The 19109-nt window shown below is 49.4% G+C and carries 12 protein-coding genes and 2 pseudogenes; 9 read left to right on the top strand and 5 right to left on the bottom strand.

From position 1 onward, the window contains the following. Window positions 1-7 precede the first annotated feature (7 nt). The gene (locus PSHG_RS06425; RefSeq protein ID WP_010271018.1) at window positions 8-991 is read right to left on the bottom strand and encodes a ketoacyl-ACP synthase III; all 984 of its coding nucleotides are present in this window, start codon (window positions 989-991) and stop codon (window positions 8-10) included. Window positions 992-1249: 258 nt separating this feature from the next. On the opposite strand from PSHG_RS06425, the gene PSHG_RS29185 reads away from it, so the two are divergent. Together PSHG_RS29185 and PSHG_RS06415 are read left to right on the top strand one after the other, a co-directional pair. Then, window positions 1250-1966 (top strand): YhcN/YlaJ family sporulation lipoprotein, encoded by a 717-nt coding sequence (locus PSHG_RS29185; protein ID WP_010271016.1) that lies wholly within the window; start codon window positions 1250-1252, stop codon window positions 1964-1966. Window positions 1967-2079: 113 nt separating this feature from the next. After that, the gene (locus tag PSHG_RS06415) at window positions 2080-2304 is read left to right on the top strand and encodes a helix-turn-helix domain-containing protein (RefSeq protein WP_010271013.1); all 225 of its coding nucleotides are present in this window, start codon (window positions 2080-2082) and stop codon (window positions 2302-2304) included. Between the two features lie 118 nt (window positions 2305-2422). Here the strand turns inward: PSHG_RS06415 and PSHG_RS06410 are convergent, their stop codons facing one another. Continuing rightward, window positions 2423-4168 carry an alpha-glycosidase gene (locus tag PSHG_RS06410; RefSeq protein WP_010271010.1) on the bottom strand — a complete coding sequence of 582 codons (1746 nt, stop codon included), beginning with the start codon at window positions 4166-4168 and terminating at the stop codon, window positions 2423-2425. 203 nt (window positions 4169-4371) lie between these two features. On the opposite strand from PSHG_RS06410, the gene PSHG_RS06405 reads away from it, so the two are divergent. The 3 genes from PSHG_RS06405 to PSHG_RS06395 all read left to right on the top strand — a co-directional run bounded on the left by PSHG_RS06405 (window position 4372) and on the right by PSHG_RS06395 (window position 11424). After that, window positions 4372-5118, top strand: coding sequence for a class I SAM-dependent methyltransferase (locus tag PSHG_RS06405; RefSeq protein WP_010271006.1), 747 nt, complete (start codon window positions 4372-4374; stop codon window positions 5116-5118). Beyond that, complete coding sequence (locus PSHG_RS06400) at window positions 5115-6092, top strand: MBL fold metallo-hydrolase (RefSeq protein ID WP_010271003.1); 978 nt, start codon at window positions 5115-5117, stop codon at window positions 6090-6092. Before PSHG_RS06405 ends, PSHG_RS06400 begins: the two co-directional genes overlap by 4 nt. A gap of 289 nt (window positions 6093-6381) precedes the next feature. Then, window positions 6382-11424, top strand: coding sequence for a heparinase II/III domain-containing protein (locus PSHG_RS06395; protein WP_010271000.1), 5043 nt, complete (start codon window positions 6382-6384; stop codon window positions 11422-11424). A gap of 243 nt (window positions 11425-11667) precedes the next feature. Here PSHG_RS06395 and PSHG_RS26740 read toward each other — a convergent pair whose 3' ends face one another. Continuing rightward, window positions 11668-12222, bottom strand: a complete 555-nt coding sequence (locus PSHG_RS26740) for a phosphatidylglycerophosphatase A family protein (protein WP_010270997.1) — start codon at window positions 12220-12222, stop codon at window positions 11668-11670. A gap of 171 nt (window positions 12223-12393) precedes the next feature. On the opposite strand from PSHG_RS26740, the gene PSHG_RS06385 reads away from it, so the two are divergent. The 3 genes and pseudogenes from PSHG_RS06385 (at window position 12394) to PSHG_RS26735 (ending at window position 15107) form a co-directional block, all read left to right on the top strand. Further along, the gene (locus tag PSHG_RS06385; RefSeq protein ID WP_010270993.1) at window positions 12394-13452 is read left to right on the top strand and encodes a GerMN domain-containing protein; all 1059 of its coding nucleotides are present in this window, start codon (window positions 12394-12396) and stop codon (window positions 13450-13452) included. 274 nt (window positions 13453-13726) lie between these two features. Then, entirely contained in the window at window positions 13727-14473 is a 747-nt protein-coding gene (gene rph, locus PSHG_RS06380) for a ribonuclease PH (RefSeq protein ID WP_010270989.1), read from the top strand. Continuing rightward, a pseudogene (locus PSHG_RS26735) lies at window positions 14470-15107 on the top strand (XTP/dITP diphosphatase). Before rph ends, PSHG_RS26735 begins: the two are co-directional and overlap by 4 nt. Before the next feature lie 5 nt (window positions 15108-15112). Here PSHG_RS26735 and asnB read toward each other — a convergent pair. Further along, the gene (gene asnB / locus PSHG_RS06370) at window positions 15113-16948 is read right to left on the bottom strand and encodes an asparagine synthase (glutamine-hydrolyzing) (protein ID WP_010270982.1); all 1836 of its coding nucleotides are present in this window, start codon (window positions 16946-16948) and stop codon (window positions 15113-15115) included. A 121-nt stretch (window positions 16949-17069) separates the two neighbouring features. After that, window positions 17070-17660 carry a TetR/AcrR family transcriptional regulator gene (locus tag PSHG_RS06365; RefSeq protein WP_010270978.1) on the bottom strand — a complete coding sequence of 197 codons (591 nt, stop codon included), beginning with the start codon at window positions 17658-17660 and terminating at the stop codon, window positions 17070-17072. A 250-nt stretch (window positions 17661-17910) separates the two neighbouring features. Between PSHG_RS06365 and PSHG_RS26730 the strand changes: the two are divergent. After that, a pseudogene (locus tag PSHG_RS26730) lies at window positions 17911-19081 on the top strand (MFS transporter). Window positions 19082-19109: the final 28 nt, after the last annotated feature.

Below are 19109 nucleotides of genomic sequence, written 5' to 3'. Positions count from 1 at the left end.
TTAACGATCACGCTAAGCTGGCCGTCCATTTCAGTACCATACCGGCCTGGACAAGCCCGCCGCCGAAGCCGTAAAGCAAAAGATGCTGTCCTGGCTTGAGGATTCCCTCTTGAAGGGCTTGGTCAATGGACAGCGGAATACTTGCTGCGGAGGTGTTTCCATAATGGACCATACTGTACAATGTTTGCGACAACGGAAATCCGCTGCGCTCACAAATGGCCTCAAGCATCTTCAAGTTCGCGCTATGCGGGACAAACCAATCGACATCATGAAAGGTTAACTTAGCTTCCTGTACCGTTTTTGACATGCCGGCAGGAATAGTGCTAACTGCCCATTTATATACTTCACGGCCATTTTGTACCACTTTACCGGATTGTTTAAGGAGCTGGTCCTGCCATTGCCCCGACAATCCGGAACGGTACAGCATGCCGCCGCCGCTTCCGTCGGAGTCCAGATGAATGCCAAGGAACGCATTTTCTTCCGCTCTTTCGACCATTGCGGCTCCTGCTGCGTCTCCAAAAAGAATACAGGTAGTTCTGTCTGTGTAATCAGTTATTTTGGACATCGTGTCTCCCGCGACAACCAAAATTTTGCGATGCAAGCCGGAACGGATGAGCGTATGGGCCAGATGAAGGCCGTATACAAATCCTGCACAGGTCGCATTAACATCGATCGCTCCCGCTTGCTTGACTCCAAGCCTGTGCTGTAATTGACAAGCCACTCCAGGGAATGGAAGATCGGGCGTATGCGTACAAGCAATGATGAAATCTACATCTTCTGCCGTCTGGTTATAGCGTTCAAGTAAATTGTGGATAGCGGCTTCACATAAATCGCTAGTGAACTGATCATCCCCGGCAATTCGCCTCTCCTTGATTCCGGTTCTTTGTACAATCCATTCGTCGGACGTTTCTACTAACTGCTGCAGCTGATCATTAGTCAGCTTAGCCGGAGGAACATAGCTGCCTATGGCGGTTACTTGAGTCTGATGCATGATCTCACCTCATATGGGCGGGTTATTCTGCCTGATTATTTTATACCTAGTATTAGTACCAGGTACTAATTTAACTATAGATTACTGCCGGCTCATTTGTCAATCTGTTTAGCAATGATTCTGTATCTTTCCAGACAGAGTCTGCGGGCTGAACCGCATACCGATAAATGGTGATTTTTGGAGCATAAACAAGAGAAAGTTGCGCACAATAATTACCGACTGTTTAGGTCATCCAATACAAAAGGAGTTGTCATGCAAATGAAACCAAGCGTTTTTAAAAAGACTGGCAAATGCGTCTCATTGCTTGCAGGTGCATTGGTTCTGATCTTGGCTGGCTGCGGGGCTGAAACGAGAGATGGAGCCATGGACATTAATCAACAGGGGCTTAACCGTGATCATGGTTATCAAAATATGCAGCCTAACGCCATGAACAATACGCCCAATCGTAACAATGCGAACACAGGTCACCGGTTTGATGCGAATACCACAATGGAAATGAGCCAGAAAATCGCTGACGGAGTAGCCGCGATGGATGAAGTGGAGACCGCTCATGTTATGCTTGCGGGCAATAATGCCTATGTGGCTGTCATGCTGCATCATGGAGCCGGAATTACTAACGAGCCCAATGGCAATGGCTCTACTGGAGCGCACACCGATTCCAATATGGGACAAACGAACAATAATGCAGCGACGAACAGCGCAAATGCAAATACGAATAACGGAACCAATTGGACGATAGAAGAAATCACTCCTGAAATCAAGCAGAAAATTGCTGCAAAGGTTAAAGAATTAGACGGTAACATTCAAGATGTTTTCGTGTCGGCAAATCCGGATTTCATGGAAAGAATGAAGGTTTACGCTGATGAATTTGGCAAAGGTCGTCCGCTAACCGGCTTCGTCGAGGAATTGGGAGCTATGATCGAACGGGTGTTTCCTGCCAACGCAGCTAATGACAGGCCTTTGATGACCCCATAAGCCTATTTTATAGGGAAGAATCACCAACAATGCTGCCCTTTCATAGTATAGATTTGACTGTATCCCTTTACCTTGTAACCTAAATCATTCCCGAGCAAGGAGGGGTGACACTATTGAAGGGCAGCGACCATAAAAGCAAATTTTTGTTAACGCATCGTGAACGAGAGGTATTCGAATTACTCGTGCAGGACAAAACGACGAAGGATATTGCTCAGCAGTTATTTATAAGTGAAAAAACTGTGCGTAACCACATCTCCAATGTCATGCAGAAATTAAACGTTAAGGGTCGTTCACAAGCGGTTGTTGAACTAATTAAGCTTGGGGAATTGAAGATTTGAGGTTAGAACTTTACAAGTAAGGCGGATCAGAGCTTCCATCACCATTACCTTCCCTGTAAGCTTTTTGAGCAAGAGCTTACAGGGAAGGTTTTTCTGTAACGTTAGATGGAGGGTTCAGCTAGAGGCTGCGGCATACAATCCGGTAATCGAACGGCTTAAGCGTTATGCTCATGTACCCATCCTTAACAGGCACAGGCTCTTCGGATAAGGCATCGTGCCAATCGTTTGTTTTCAATGGGTGGGAGAGCTGCTGCTCTTCTTCAGTATTATTCATCCATATGAGAAAATGCTTTTCTTCATCAAGTCGTTCATACAGAAGGGTTCGCTCAGCCTCTCCCGCCTGCAGAAAACGGAAATCACCTTCCCGCAGCGCTCTATTGTTTTTTCTCAGCTCGATAAGAGCCCTGTAAAAATCAAACAGCTCCCGGTCCTGATTCTTTTCCTCCCATTCCATGCATTTGCGGCAATCCGGGTCGTCATCTCCCTGCAAGCCTATTTCATCACCGTAAAAAATACAGGGGGTGCCCATATAAGTCAGCAGGAAAACAATACTTAGCTTAAGCTTGCGCTTGTCTCCCCCGCAGCGGGTTAAGGCCCGTGGAGTATCGTGGCTGCACAGCAGATTAAAGATAACTTCATTGGCCTGCTTCGGGTAGCGAACCAGCAAAGCTCCTATTTTATTCGCAAAGGTCTGGGCATCCATACGCTCTTCCGCAAAAAAGTCCAGCACCTGATTCGCGAAGGGGTAATTCATAACGGAGTCAAACTGGTCTCCGAGCAGCCACATGATGGAATCGTTCCAGACCTCTCCGACAATGTAAGCGTCAGGATTAGCTTCCTTTACAACTTTGCGGAAGTCCCGCCAAAACTGGTGATCTACTTCATTGGCTACATCCAGCCGCCAGCCGTCCAGTTTAATTTCTTTAATCCAATATTCGGCCACATCCAGCAAGTATTTTCGAACTTCCGGGTTGGCGGTATTAAATTTGGGCATATGCTCAAAAAAACCGAACGTGTCATACGTGGGAATCCCGTCCTTGACTGTTAAAGGAAACTCGCGTACATGAAACCAGTCGTGATACTTCGATTTCTTGCCATGTTTCAGCACATCCTGAAAAGGGGGGAATTCGTAGCCGCAATGGTTGAATACAGCATCAAGCATCACACGGATTCCCTTCTGATGACAAGCCTCGCCAAGCTCAGCCAGCAATTCATTCGTTCCGAAATGAGGGTCTACCTGCTTGTAGTCCTTGGTATCATATTTATGATTGGAGGAGGCGTGAAAAACAGGTGTCAAATAGATTGCATTAATTCCAAGCTCCGCTAAATAATCGAGCTTGTCAATAATTCCTTGCAAATCCCCTCCAAAGTAATTCGACTCGGTCGGCTTTCCTCCCCAGGGCTCAACGTCCTCCGGATCATTGCCGGGGTCCCCATTAGCGAAGCGCTCGGGGAAGATTTGATAAAAAATCGCTTCCTTAGCCCAGGACGGTGGCGTTAAGCTGTCGATCGGATGCAGATAGGGGTAGTCGAAATATCCGCCGGGAGGGGCGGGCTCCTCGTAAGAAAACCCATCTTCCGTCATCCAGAGCGTCTCATCCCCGCTCTTGAATTGAAAAGCATAGCTTATTCTCCGGTATGTCGGCTTGACGGCCACCTCCCAATAATCGAACATGGCGTCGGAGGCAAATTTGTCCATAGGATGGGTCAGGGCAGTTTTTTCCCAATCATACTTATCTCCTGTATAGATAAACACTTCTTCGATATCATCCCTTTGAGTGCGTACCCTTAAACGGACAGTATCGTGATTGTAAGCGTAGGCCCATAGGTTTTTGGGCCCATGGTAGATGGCTTCCCGATTCATGACTGGCCTCCTTTGTGATAGCATGCTTTTCTTACGGTTATTCTTACACTTCCCTTGCTGCTTAGAAACTGCCGTTGAAGCTCCCGGTTCCTAGCTGCAGCTCCGCTGTTTAGGCAGCGGGTCCGGGCAGCGGGCATTGCCCCGGGAGAGGTTTCAGGGTAAAATGAGGAAGGTTTTGAATTGAAGCAATAGGAGACTTAACAATGACGAGAGAATGGTTCGAGGAAAGCTTTGGCCAAGACTATCTGCTAGTCTATAAACATAGGGATTTTCAGGGAGCCCGCCAGGAAGTGCAGCGAATGATCGGCTGGCTTGGGTTAAAGCCCGGTGCCGAAGTTCTTGATTTATGCTGCGGCATGGGCAGACATTCCCTGGCTCTGGCCGATCAGGGCTACCGGGTGACGGGCATGGATTTGTCTGAGGTGCTGTTAAGTAAAGCGAGACAAAAGGATGAAAAGCAGCAGGTGCGCTGGATTCATGGGGATATGAGGGAGGTCCCTTTGGAGCAGCCGTTTGACGCTGTAGTGAATTTATTTACTTCATTCGGTTACTTCGATCAGGAAACGGATAATTCAAAAGTTATCAAGGAAATTTCCCGGCTGCTTAGGCCGGATGGCTGTTTTCTAATGGATTATTTGAATGCCGGCTACGTAAAGGAGCATCTCGTTCCTTATTCGGAGCGGATAGAGGAAGGGATCCGGATCGAGGAAAAGCGTGTGGTCGAGGAGGGCTTTGTCCGTAAAACGATTCGTCTTGAAGAGCCGGGAAAAGCGGGCCGCACTTACAAGGAGCAGGTTCGGCTATATACATTAGCTGACTTTCAAGAGATGTTTGATCAAGCGGGCCTGGTCCTTGATCATATTTATGGAGATTATGAAGCGGGTCCTTATGAGGCTGCGCTTTCCCCGCGCTTAATTATGATCGGAAGGAAAGCAGGAGGGCGGAGATGACAGAAGTGGAATGGATTCGGGAGGATATTGCGCGTGTCAAGGTGCCGCTTCCTTTTCCGCTTCGCTGGGTGAACAGTTACTTGATCCGGGGAAGAGCAGGATACACCTTGATAGATCCGGGATTGCATACAGAAGAAAGCAAAGCGTTGTGGAAGCGGGCCCTCCAGGAGCTTGCCATTCATTTTACCGATATTGAGCAAATCGTTCTTACCCATCATCACCCGGATCATTACGGCCTTGCCGGCTGGGTGCAGGAGCAGAGCGGCGCTCCCGTCTGGCTTTCCCCAGAGGGCAGCTTGCAAGTGGAAGCGATGTGGAAGGGCGACGGGCCAACGAATCAGGAGACCGTGCGGCTGTTCCTGCTTCATGGTCTGGAGCCTGCGCTGAAGCCGGACATGGAGCGTCATCTGGCCGGCTTTTTGCCGCAAGTCATTCCGCACCCCTTGCAGCTGCAATTGCTGGACCGCAGCCAGATGTTGAAGATGGGAGATCACTCGTGGGCAATGGTCCATACACCTGGCCATGCCTGGGGACATACGGTGTTCTACAACGAAGAGCGTCAAGAGTTGTTTGTTGGCGATCATGTTCTTCCCCGGATTACTCCGAATATATCGTACATTCCGGGTACAGATTCCAACCCGCTGCAATCTTATTTAAGCAGTCTTGAAGGGATGGGGAAATTCGACGGTTATACGGTATACCCGGGTCATCGTGACCCTTTCCGGCATCTGGGGGACAGAGTTCAGGGCATAAAACTCCACCATGAGGAACGTCTTGAGCAAATGCTGAAACAGATAAAGGAGCCTTTAAGCGTATATGCTCTATGCCAGGCTATTTTCGGCGTACAATTATCTACCCACCAATTAAGATTTGCTTTGGCTGAAACGCTGGCTCATATGATATACCTTCAACAAAGCGGAAAAGCAGTGCTGCTGGAAGAGGACGAAGTGTTGCGCTATCAATCAGCGCACTGATTAGATCTTACTAACAGGGCGGAAGGGGACTGTCCAAAAAAATCCCTGAACAAAATGTTGGGCGGAAAAGGCAATAAAATGCTTTTTCCCGTTCAACTTTTTTTGTTGCAGCGGAAGCTCTAGTAGTTGTATTTCATCCGTTGCGCTTCTTGGAAAAAACTGTTACGATGAAGTTACCCGTATCATACCTATACCCTTAGGAAAAGAAAACAGGTTAAAAAGAAAGCGCTGTCAATCCAGGAGCATTGCTTGAAAATTTTATTCTATTCTATACGTGGAGGTCAATCGTGTGAATCAACAGCTGAAAAAAAGTTTGGTATGTATGCTCATTTTCTTGCTCATGGTTCCAACAACTTTTGCGATAGGCATGGAAACTGCGGGTGCTGAGATCGAGGCGCATCAAGAAACGGAGAGCGCAGAAATTGAAGTATTCCAGGATAAGTGGTCGGTCATTTCAGCGGTGTATGATTCGATTCAGATTGATGGAGATTTATCTGATCCTGCATGGGAATACGGGGAAAGATTGGATTCCTGGGAAAAGGTGTACAATCTCAACCCGCCAGAAGCGAAACAGGATGTAAGAATCCGTTATGATGACCAGTACTTGTACATAGGGCTTGCCTATGAGCACGCTGATCAGGGGGAGTCTTTAAAAAGTGTGGATGTTTTGGTAAGCACGGCTTCTGCCGGGGAGCGTTATTATCGGATTCCGATTCAGATTCAGGCTACAGAGCTCTCCTACGTTAACAATTGGGGACCGAATACGACGACCGTTCAGCCAGCCAGGTCTGTGGTGAAAGTGGACAACGGGATTTTATTTGCGGAAGCGTCAGTCTCTCTTTCCTCTCTAGGTGTCAGTGAAGTTACGGATGGAGAGGAATGGCGCTTGAATGTTTTGTTCCAGCACCAGTATAACACGAAACCATTAAGCGCTTGGGTGCCGGTTCGCACGGCCAAAACGGTGTATACGGGTACAAACCGAATGGTGACCGAAGCGAATGTAACGGATGAAGGCCGGCTGGGCAGCGTGTTTGTCGGCAGCTTGCCGCCATCCCATATCCAATGGACGCCTGAGGCGCTTCGATTGGACTATATAGGGTATCAGGAGAAGCAGCTATCGTTTGCCGGTAGCGATCTGGAAGCGTTACACGCTTCTTTGGTTATGTACTGGAAGGAGCCGGGAAAAGAATGGGAAACACTGAATGATGTGCGGATAGTACAGCAGCAAGATCGAATGGCTGCGCGTTTTTCCCATCCGGCGCCACGAAGCAACGGTCTCTATCAGCTTAAGATTGAAGCTCCGGATGCAGGAGGAAAGACGAAAACGGCGATTGTGTCGTTTGACAGGCGTGCTATGATCGAGGCCGGGGACAGCTTGTATATCCCGGAAACGACAGCTCCGGGAGGTAAAACGCCGGTTCAGCTTGAGCCGCCTTCCGAGCGGGTGCAGAAATTGCTAGACCTGATACCGGAAGCATCAGGATTTTTATTTACCGGCTTGCCTGATCAGCCAGAGATGATTCCGACCGGAAATAACTATACCTGGGATCCGGAAAATCCGGATAAACTGACCTCTGCTTTCAGCGGGATGGTTTTTCCGAATGAACAGTATCCGGAAGATCAGATGCTGCGTGTGAAAAATCGCTTGGGTGAATGGGTGGAATATCCCTATTATGAAGATGAGGAAGGCCGCCGCTACTTTATTACCGCCCACAGATGGTATAAGCAGCGGGATTATGTTCTGGGACAGTTGCTGAGTGTGGCTAATGAAGACCCGCTGGGAGCCGCTCGCCTGCTGATTCGTTTTGCCGAGGTCGCTGAAGGATACGTTCCCACACATGATTATCGCTGGTCCAACAACATTGTGGACCCTGATGTCGGTCCTCCGTATGAGTATTGGGGAGGCATGTGGTATCGCTGGGCTGCCGCTGATCTGGTCAATTTGCCTACACTCGCAAACGTATATGCTATAGTCAATCAGACGAATGCATTTGAGCTGCTAAGCGGAGAAATGGGCATAGATACACACGATTATGTGGTCGATATGATGCTGGCTTCCGTTGATTTCTATCATACGTTTCCGGTGATTTACAGCAACATGGAATATCACAACATGCTTGGCTTGATCGCCTTGGCCAAAGCATTGAATGACCCCAAGTATATTCATGAAGCGGTGGAATGGTCGCAGCATTTTGCCATGAACACTTATCTGTTTGACGGATTTTTTAAAGAAGTTACGATTTCCTATCATAATCAGTCCACGAATGGCATCAATATGGTCATCAATGCTCTAAAGGGATGGACGGATCCGCAAGGCTATGTATCGCCGCGTACAGGTTTAAGGTTTGAAAATCTGGACCTGGGCAATGAATTTCCAGCCTTGAGCGGTGCAGCGGAAATCCCGAATCTGGTAGTTTATCCTAATGGCCAATCGTTTCCTACGAATGATACATGGGCTTTTGAGAAAGGAGCGAGACCGCAGCTGAATGCCGGATCGTTTTTATTGCCGGCTTCTGGAATTGCCAGGTTGGCAAGAGGAACAGCAGGGGATGGGGCGATCGATCCGGCATTTGGTATCGTTACTGATTTTCAGAATATGGAGATCGTTGCACAATCTGCTGAGACGAGATACTTCAGCAGCAGCGGCACCGTGCAATTTGAGGCGGAAGCAGAAGGGCATTCTCTGACCTATGCGTTTGATGTGTCTGAAGACGATACGTATGAAATCGCTCTCAAGCCTTTTCGCGCCGGCAGTTACGGGCTGTATGACATCCTGATCGATGGCCGGGTTATCACTAATGTAAACTTCCACAGTCCTTCCGGCGGGGAAAGCGGAGTGGGTGAATTTGAACCATTAGGAGAAGTGGAACTGGCGGCCGGAACCCACGAGATCACCTTTTTGAATACTGGCAAAGTAACAGAGTCCACTAACTATAAGCTTGGAATTATTCAGCTTGCTCTGCTGGATGAGCAGGCCCGGCAAGAGAGGGATGAATGGGAGGACAACGGAAATTCAGACTCGATCGAGCCGATGCAAGTCTACACAACTTTCCAGCCCAAATATGGACATCATCATCATGATCCGTTAAACCTTGCATTGTTTGCCAAAGGACAGGAGCTGCTGCCTGATATCGGCTATACCCATACGCTGCAGCGTCAATGGACCAACTCGACCATGGCGCATAATACGGTAGTCGTCAATAGCCAGGATGCAGCATCTACAGGTAATGCGCAGCATGGCGGGAACATAGATACGTTTATCTCGAATGAAGGAGGCCCTCAGGCTCTTCGTGCCGCACATCCTACAGCTTATGCGGGCACCGAGGAATATACCCGGGAACCGTGGATGATTCCTTTCCTGGATGATCCGCAGCAAGGGGGGTACGTACTCGATTTGTTCCGTGTTTATGGCGGGAACCGCCACGAATATACGTTGAACGGAGACGCGAATCGTGATGCGCTATTTGAAACGGACCTTCCGCTGGAAGAATACGGCCCGTATCTCTTGCCTGAAGGGGTGGCAGTGCGAGAACCCGAAGGTGAAATGGATAGGGGGGATGCGGAAGGGCATTATTACGGATATATTTACGTGCGTGATGTGGAAAAAGCGGATGTTCCAAACGGGCAGTATGAACTTGCTCTGAAAACACAGGATGCCGAAGGAGACAACTTATCGAACCTGAAAATAACAGGTCTCGTGGAGCCTGGACAAAATGAGCTGTTTATTGGCGAATCCCCTTCGCTGCGGGCAACACGTACAGGGAGCGTTGCCTCGGACAACAACATTGAAGCGGTCAACTATTTTCTGCCTAAAATGGTGCTAAGACGTGAAGGAACTAACTTGCAAAGCAATTTTGTTCATGTGCTGGAGCCATACGGTGCGGAGGAACAGCCTCTAATTGAAGACATGACAAGATTGCAGCCTGCGGATGGAAAGCCCGGCGATATTGCTGTAGCGATTTCCTACGGAGAGGTTACAGATATTATTTTAAGCTCGCTCGATCCTACTGAGCCATTAGTTGTAGACGATATGACGTTAGTTGGAAAAATGGGATTGATCAGGCTGAAAGACGGTGCAGTGAAAGAGATGCACCTGTTTGGCGGAACGCTGCTGCAGAAAGGAACAGAGCAAGTGCTGGCCGAAGGCCCTGCTTCAGGCCAAATCTCGGAAGTGCTGCGCTTAGGCGCTGGGGATGGGGTCAACGGATTCCTCACATCCTCTGATGTATCTGCTGCGCTGAAGGGCAGGACGATTGTGGTCACTCATCCAAACGGCAAGACGCATGGTTATCCGATCAAAGATATTAGAGCGCATGGAGAATATACGTTAATCGAGTTGAATGAGATGGATCCGGGCTTTGCCATCCATAGAGACGGGACGTCGGAGATGCTATTTACTCCATTTTTGAAATGGTCCGGCAGCCACAGATTTCATATTGAAAACTACGACAAATGGTCTGGCGCTGGGCCTGGACTGATAACTCTTGAAATTACCGGTCTGGACTCGCCTGCATCGGCAGGCAGTTCTGGCCAAATCAAGGCGGACATGGTTTCTGGCGATGGCACACGAGAGAATGTAAGTGAATGGGCTGGTTATTCAAGCTCAGACAGCACGGTGGCCGAAGTGCAGCCTGATGGGGTTGTGTTGTATAAGACGCCAGGCACGACAGTTATCGGTGCCGCCTATGGTCCGTATACAGCGGAGCCGATCACGGTTGAAGTCGTCGGCACGGCGGCGAGCACGTCTGCGCCGGGCAAACCGGTCCTGTCCGATAACAGCGGTCATAGCAGCGGTCTGAGCGATGGCAGCTACACGGTGACGATGAACATGTGGTGGGGAAACAACGGATCCGTGTACCGGCTGTACGAAAACGATGTGCTGGTCGACACTCAGCTGCTGAGAGATGGATCACCAGGCGCGCAAACGGCGAAGACAGCAATAAGCGGCAAAGCAAACGGCATGTATACGTATCGCGCCGAGCTGATTAACGGTTACGGGGTGACATCCAGCGATCCGCACACCGTAACCGTGAGCAACGCAGCTCCGGGTGTTCCGGAGTTATCCCATGACAACTGGGATGGCGATGGCACGTATACGGTCACGATGAATATGTGGTGGGGAACGAACGCGAGGGTGTACCGGCTGTACGAAGATGGCAAGCTGATTGACGAGCAGCCGCTTGTCCCTGCTACTCCGGGTGCGCAGACAGCACAGACCGTAATAAGCAACAAACCGGCCGGCACTTACGAGTACCGAGCCGAGCTTGTCAATGATGCGGGTGTCACCTCCAGTTCAGTGCTCAAGGTGACGGTTGACCGGCAGCATAAATAAAGAAAAGAAGGGAGCCGCCCAGGCAGCGTTCTTTAATCCACAGCTTGCGTCCAGGTATTGCCGGGGGCTGTCCGGAACGTTTTCTTTTGAGTCAATTAAACCAATTAAAGCCCAAGAATGTCGAGTCTTCGGCATTCTTGGGCTTTATCTTTTTTTTAGCTTTTAACTAAGTAAGATGTTTCCCGGCAGCTCCTGCTTGAATATGTTCCATTTTCCCGGGCAAGCGGCTGAGCCTGTTTGGCCCTATTGAACACCATCTTTCTCCTTCGGATCGGCAGGAGGCGCCTGCCGCGATTCAGCTACCTTTTGCTTGTTATGAGCAATACTGCTGGCGGCAGATGCAGCGATCGCCCCGATTATATCATCAAGGAAGGTATGAATCATCTCCCCTTTTTTATCGTTAAGCTCTCCGATTATTCCCGGCTTGACTTTGTCCAGATAGCCGAAATTGGTGAGCCCGATACTTCCGTACACATTTACAATAGAGAGGGCCAATATTTCATCACATCCGTACAGCCCCTCATCATGCTCGATCATATCCTGCAAAGGAGGGAAGAGCTTGCCTTCGTCAGCCAAAATATCGAGCTGAATGCCTGTCAGAACCGCATTCTGTACTTCCCGCTTGGCCAGTACTTTGTCTATGCTGGCGAGGCATTCCTCCAAAGTTAAATCATCGTAATACTGTCTCTGCAGATTTAGCACCAATTCTGCAATCGCTACCCGTTCAATCCCGCGTTTTTTCAGCCATTCATTAGTAGATTGTTCTACTTTTTTGCTGTCCAAGCTATATTTTTTCAATTGCAACTCCCCTTTCCCAGCCGCCTTAAAAAACGGCTTTTAGCTCTGCCGGCAGGTCGGCTTGATTTCGTACCTGGCTTGTTTTTTTATTGTGGACAAAAACTAGTTATAAAATGCGGGACGGCTCGTATACATAGTACTACATTAACCATACTTGAGGAGGTATAAACCATGCTCATAACCAAAGGGGTACGCGGTGCAGTTCTTGCAGGTGCTATCGTTTTACTGGCCGCGGGCTGTTCAAATGAAAAGCCGGAGCAGTCCCAGCCTATAGATCCGCCACCAGTCAGTGCAGAGGAAATGATGAATCGTTTGAATGAAAACTCTGCGGTAGAAACGTCTGCTGCTGAACAGGGTGAAGCGGCTACCCGGGTCACGCTGTATTACAAAAGTGATCAGGGCTACGTAGCCCCCGTAACGCTGCAGGTTCCGAATACAGAAAGCATTGCCAAGCAATCTCTTGAATTTATGGTGAAAGGCGGTCCTGGAGAAGCTTACTTGCCCGAGGGCTTTCAGGCTTTGCTGCCAGAGGGGACCAAGCTGACCGTAGACATTGGTGACGATAAATTGGCCAGGGTGGATTTTTCAAGAGAATTTTTGAATTATGACGAAGCAGATGAACGTAAAATTCTGGAGGCCATTACCTGGACGCTGACAGGCTTTCCGACAATAGATCAAGTAGAGCTCAGTGTGAATGGAGAAAAGCTGACCGAGACGCCAACCGGATTGCCGTTAAACGGCTCGCTAACCCGCAAGATGGGAATCAATCTGGAAGTGGCGAGCGGGGTAGAGATCGGCCGTTCCACACCCGTAACCCTATATTTCCTCAACCAAACGAATCCTGAACAAGCTTATTATGTCCCTGTTACCCGCCTGGTGGAGCGAACGGCTGAGGAAGAGCTGGCGGGTAAAGCGCTGCAGGAGCTGGTAAAGGCTCCGTCAGGCTACAAAGGTCTGGTTTCTGTCCTGAATGCTGATGCACAGCTGCTGGACTTAAGTCAATCTGTCGATCAGGAACTGCTGACCGTTAATTTCGATGAAGGACTTTTGGATGCCAATGATTATGTTCCTGCTGCTGCCGTTCAATCGGTGGTACTGTCGCTTACAGAAAATACCGGTGCAGACCAGGTGCAGATACTCGTAAACGGAGAGGGCAGCATACAAACGGAAGAGCAGAGCCTTGCCGAGCCGGTAAGCCGGCCGGTACATGTCAATACCGTCGCGCAGTAACATTCATTCTTTACAGGTTTCAGCCTGAAAGCGGAGCTTCGTCGTCTCTAACGGATGCTTAGAAGCTTCGCTTCTCCGGCTATTTATGTCCGAGAGGATTGGGGTACATCTGCACTTGCAATGAATTTCCGCAGCCGGATCGTACCTGTTACTTTTTCGCATTATTGATGAATTTCCTAATAGGCTCTGGTAAAATGAGGTATACTCTTTTTTGTAAGCATTTCGTAAAATGCTGTGTAGAAGGACTTGAGCCAGTTTAGGAGGATTTTTGTAAATGAGAATCGATGGAAGACGGTATGATCAGCTAAGACCCTTAACGATAACGACAGGGTACATAAAACACGCAGAAGGTTCTGTGCTAATTGCCGTTGGTGACACTAAAGTGATATGCACCGCAACGGTGGAGGATCGTGTGCCGCCTTTCATGAAAGGACAGGGCAAGGGATGGGTAACTGCGGAATATTCCATGCTGCCGAGAGCGACACAAACCCGTAATCAACGTGAGGCTGCGAGAGGCAAGCTCGGCGGGAGAACGATGGAAATTCAACGCCTTATCGGCAGGGCGCTGCGTTCGGTAGTGGATTTGGATAAGCTCGGAGAGCGCAGCATAACGCTCGATTGTGACGTTATTCAAGCCGATGGCGGGACACGCACTACGTCTATTACAGGCGCATTTGTAGCGATGGCTATAGCGCTTGACAAGCTGCAGCGTGAGCAAAAAATCAGCCAGTTCCCGATCACTGACTTTTTGGCATCGGTCAGCGTTGGGATTGTGAAGGAACAGGTTTGCCTGGACTTGAATTATGCGGAAGATTCCACCGCCAAAGTGGATATGAACGTAGTGATGACTGGAGAGGGACAATTTGTAGAAGTCCAGGGAACCGGTGAGGACGCTCCATTCTCGCGGAATGAGCTGAATGAGCTGCTGGCTTCCGCAGAATCCGGGATTCAACAGCTGATTAAAGAGCAGAAGCAGGTGCTGGGAACGATAGCAGATAAGATTGGAAGTGCATCGTCATGAGCGGCGAACAGCGGACGGTCATTGTCGCTACCCGTAATCAAGGAAAAAAAGGGAATTTGCCCGCTATCTCGAGCCGCTTGGCTGGGATGTTAAAAGTCTGGAAGACGCAGAGGGCATTCCCGACATCGTAGAGAATGGTTCTACCTTTGCTGAGAATGCCTGGATCAAGGCGGAAACGGTGGCCCGAACCCTGGGAACTGCGGTGCTTGCCGACGATTCTGGTTTATGTGTAGATGAGCTGGAAGGGGAGCCGGGTGTATATTCCGCCAGATATGCAGGCGAAGGTGCTGCCGATAAGGACAATAACGCCAAGCTGCTGGCCGAGCTGGAAAGCCGCGGTATTCGAGCGGGACTTGATCCTATCCATCCGCCTTGCTACAGCAGCGCCAGCTTCGTTTGCGCCCTGGTATGGCTCGATCCGCTCAAACAGCTGACAATCCGGACGGAGGGCCAGGTCGATGGCTTTATTCTCCAGGAGCCCCGCGGACAGGATGGCTTTGGCTATGATCCGTTGTTCTATCTTCCAGAATACGGGAAGTCGATGGCAGAACTAAGCCTCGACGAGAAGAACCGGATCAGCCATCGGGCCGAAGCTTTGCGCAAGCTGCTGGCCGAGCTTGCCGACAAATCGTAGCCGCCTCATCCTACCTTGACATGATAGGCTCTGAGCCACGTGTCCATCTGGATCAGAAAAGCAAACATCTGCGGCCCTGTCATCAGCTGGCCGAACCAGGGGAAGCTTGAATGACCATCAGAATCTTCTACCATATTGCGAACCCTGCTCGTATCGATAAATGACAGCAGAGGCGACCTGGGATCGTCCAATATATCCCTTAACCGAGTGCGCACAGCCGCCATGTATTGCGGATTGTGCGTTTTCGGGTAAGGGCTTTTTTTACGCTGCAGCACATCTTCCGGGAGAACACCCTTCAACGCTTTGCGCAAAAGTCCTTTTTCGCGGTCACCGCTTGTTTTCATCGCCCACGGAATGTTCCAGACATACTCGACCAGGCGATGGTCGCAAAACGGCACCCGCACCTCCAGGCCGACGGCCATGCTCATCCGGTCTTTCCGGTCCAGCAGGGTGGGCATGAAGCGGGTAATGTTTAAATAAGACATCGCTCTCATCTTGCGCTCGCCTTCCGTTTCCCCTTCCAAATGCGGAACCTCCTCCAGCGCCTGCCGATACCTTTCCGCCGCATACTGTTCCGGCTTGATCCAGTCAGCTAAATCGGGAGAGAGCAGGAGCGCACGTTCCTTAACGCTGAGAGACCAAGGAAACGTATTGGCGTTAAGCGCATCCTCGCGATGAAACCAAGGATATCCGCCAAACACTTCATCGGCGGCCTCGCCCGATACCGCAACGGTGGCATGTTTTTTGATCTCGCGGCAAAACAGATACAATGAACTGTCCACATCGGCCATTCCCGGCATATCCCTGGCCAAAACCGCGGCATCCAAAGCTTCTACCAATTCCGGAGTATCGAACTCGATAAAATGATGGACGCTGCCGACCTCCCCGCTAACCCGGTGAATCCAGGGAGCATCCGCATTCGGCTGAAAGTCATTCGCTTTAAAATGCTTATCATTATCGACATAATCAACGGAAAATGTGTGCAGCTGCCCTCGCTCATAGTGAGCAGCAGCCAAAGCAGTCAAAGCGCTGGAATCAAGACCGCCGGACAGCAGCGTGCAGATGGGCACATCGGAAATCAGCTGTCTCTGGACCGTATCCTGAAGCAGCTCGCGGATCCGTTCAACCGTATCATCAAGAGAGTCGGTATGCGGGCTGCTTTTCAAGCTCCAGTAAGAGCGAATGCTGATGCCGCTTTGATCATAAACCATACAGTGACCCGGCTTGAGCTCAGACATGTAGCGGTAAACTCCATGTCCGGGCGTACGGGCTGGACCGATGGCGAATACTTCGGCAATGCCCTCAGCATCGACTTCGGCATCGAAGTGGGGATGGGAGAGAAGTGCTTTGGGCTCGGAACCGAACAGAAACATGCCGTTCTTGAAGGAATAGAACAGCGGCTTGACCCCCAAGCGGTCCCTGGCCAAAAACAAAGCCTGGTCTTTTTCGCTCCAAACGGCAAAAGCAAAAATCCCGTTAAGTCTCTCGGTGCAGCTGCGTCCCCATTCTATGAAAGCAACGAGCAAAACCTCGGTATCGCAATGAGTGCGGAAAGTATGGCCGCGCTGCTCCAGTTCCCTCCTCAGCTCCAGCGCATTATAGAGCTCGCCGTTATATACGAGGCTGTAGACGTATCCTCCGGCGTTGCGAATCATGGGCTGGGCCCCGTTCTCCGGATCGATGACACTCAGCCGGCAGTGCCCGAAGGCGCAGTGGCGTGAAATCCAAGTGCCGGAAGCATCAGGCCCCCGGGGAGCCAATGTTCGCGTCATGTTTTCCAATATGCCAGGGTAGAGGGTCAGATCCTTTTGCCAGTCCATCCACCCGGTGATTCCACACATAGGCTTCATTCCTTTCCAGCTAGCGTTGATTATAAAACGTATGCGGAGCGGAGGCTCTTCATGTCTGTCCGCCCGAGAAGGGACGAACATGGAAAGGAAGGAGCGGAGAATAGCCACAGGCCTATCTCAGCAGTTCTTTGGCTCCGTTCATTACTAAGGGCATAGTCTGCTCAACGAATGATTCCGCACTTATTAGACGCCCCTCATTGTTCCATACGTAAGCCGCACCATACATCCCCCAACTTAACATGATAGAAGCTGTATTTATTAAGAATTGCGTGTTTGGTTCCAGCAGCATCTTGTCTTTGTCTATAAAGGAAAGCAGTATCGTTTGAATTTTTTTCTTTATTTGAATTTCGAATGCAGGTACTAGAGATGTATTTCTTTTTTTGCATATAGTGCCCAGATCCTTATGAAATTCGCATAACCCCAGAAAAATACTCTGAATTGTTTCTTCATTTAAAACTTCATGACCGCTTATTTTACGATTTATGATCGTCATAAATGATTCCATTAGTCTGGCCTCAAGAATTTCGAATTTATCTACAAAATGCGCATAAAAAGTCGCTCTGTTAACAGTAGCCCGCTCCGCAATATCCCTAACGGTTATCGAATCAAAATCTTTTTCTTGAATTAAGGAATCAAAAGCGTCTTGAAGAAGCCGCCGGGTACGTATCACACGAGGATCGGCTTGATTCTTTTTAATTGTCATGGTTAAGATCCCCCCAGTAAAACGACATTATAGAAACGGTGTTGTCTATACAACGGTTCATGGATATTGATGATTGCGAACCATTCGGCTGTTATTATAGCATACATATACAACACGTGTTGTTCAAACAACTAGTGACGGATTGAAGCAAATGGTGAATTTCGTTTTTTTACAAAAGGAGGAGAGAACCATGTCAGTTTCCGTCGTTATCGCAAAATTATTTTTTTTAAAAACATCAGGAGTGTGAATGATGAAAAGCACATGGAAAGTTTACGTTCTAGTCTTGATCACCTTTTTAGTAGGAACATCTAATTATGTCATTTCCGGGATTTTGGATCGGATAGCAGGGGCATTAGGAACAAGCGTTGCGGCGGCAGGCCAGCTCATTACGGTCTATTCTTTGGCCTATGCGGTCGGCACGCCTATTCTGATGGCGCTAACGGCTAAAATGGACCGGCGTAAGCTCCTCCTTTATTCGCTGGGCTTCTTTATTGCTGCAAATCTGCTGACATTTATATTTCCGGCTTTGGTTTCTTCATTGCGGCGAGAATCATTACGGCGTTAGGCGCCGGGGCGATTACTGTTAACGCGCTCAGCATCGCCGCCAAAATCGCTCCGCCAGGCAAGCAGGCCAGCGCTATCGCCAACGTCACCATGGGCTTAACCGCATCGCTCATCATCGGAGTCCCGCTCGGCAGAATGGTAGCCTCGGCTTTTGGCTGGAAAGCTGTATTTCTGGCCATCGCAATTGCCGGGGTCATGGCCATGTTTGTTGTTGCTGCAGTCTTTCCACGTATTCAGGGCGACAAGCCTGTTCGTTTGATCAAGCAATTAGCTTTGTTAAAAAACCTCAGGTTTTGGTTGCATTGGCGATTACTTTTTTCTGGTTAGGAGGATATTCTCTCGCTTATACCTACATCTCTCCTTTTCTGATAGAAGTGACTCATTTAAAAGAATCATTGATTAGCGCAGCCCTGCTCGTGTTCGGGATTGCTAGCTTGATTGGGTCAAAAGCCGGCGGCTACAGCGCGGATAAACGTGGCATTCTATTCACGCTCGTTTCAGGGATGGTGCTTCACGTCATTTCATTGATTTTGCTATCCTTCGTCGGACAATCGGTCATTGCTGTATTCTCCATTTTGATCCTCTGGTCTTTTGCCGCCTGGTCATCCGCTCCGGCACAGCAATTCAATCTGGTTACGCTCGTTCCTGAATCCTCGGGCGTCATGCTGAGCTTGAACAGTTCCATGATGCAGCTGGCCATGGCAGTCGGCGCAGGAATCGGCGGGCTGATCGTTGACCGTGTTTCTCTCGCATCCATTACTTGGTTCGGGATACTCGGCGTACTCATCGCCATCATTGCCGCGTTTGTATTATCCAGCATGTCATCACGGTATTCGGCGGTGCAGTCAGTGAATTAACGATGGGCTAAACATCGAATATTTGACG

The sequence above is a fragment of the Paenibacillus senegalensis JC66 genome (assembly GCF_000285515.1).
In the GTDB taxonomy this organism is placed as follows: domain Bacteria; phylum Bacillota; class Bacilli; order Paenibacillales; family NBRC-103111; genus Paenibacillus_L; species Paenibacillus_L senegalensis.
Note: the sequence above shows the minus strand (reverse complement) of the source record. Positions and strands in the feature narration are given on the sequence as shown.

What these genes read in the sequence shown, in the direction of transcription:
- PSHG_RS06425 (WP_010271018.1), bottom strand. Translation starts at nt 991, where the DNA reads ATGCATCAGACTCAAGTAACCGCCATAGGCAGCTATGTTCCTCCGGCT.
- PSHG_RS29185 (WP_010271016.1), top strand. Translation starts at nt 1,250, where the DNA reads ATGAAACCAAGCGTTTTTAAAAAGACTGGCAAATGCGTCTCATTGCTT.
- PSHG_RS06410 (WP_010271010.1), bottom strand. Translation starts at nt 4,168, where the DNA reads ATGAATCGGGAAGCCATCTACCATGGGCCCAAAAACCTATGGGCCTAC.
- PSHG_RS06405 (WP_010271006.1), top strand. Translation starts at nt 4,372, where the DNA reads ATGACGAGAGAATGGTTCGAGGAAAGCTTTGGCCAAGACTATCTGCTA.
- PSHG_RS06400 (WP_010271003.1), top strand. Translation starts at nt 5,115, where the DNA reads ATGACAGAAGTGGAATGGATTCGGGAGGATATTGCGCGTGTCAAGGTG.
- PSHG_RS06385 (WP_010270993.1), top strand. Translation starts at nt 12,394, where the DNA reads ATGCTCATAACCAAAGGGGTACGCGGTGCAGTTCTTGCAGGTGCTATC.
- rph (WP_010270989.1), top strand. Translation starts at nt 13,727, where the DNA reads ATGAGAATCGATGGAAGACGGTATGATCAGCTAAGACCCTTAACGATA.
- asnB (WP_010270982.1), bottom strand. Translation starts at nt 16,948, where the DNA reads ATGTGTGGAATCACCGGGTGGATGGACTGGCAAAAGGATCTGACCCTC.
- PSHG_RS06365 (WP_010270978.1), bottom strand. Translation starts at nt 17,660, where the DNA reads ATGACAATTAAAAAGAATCAAGCCGATCCTCGTGTGATACGTACCCGG.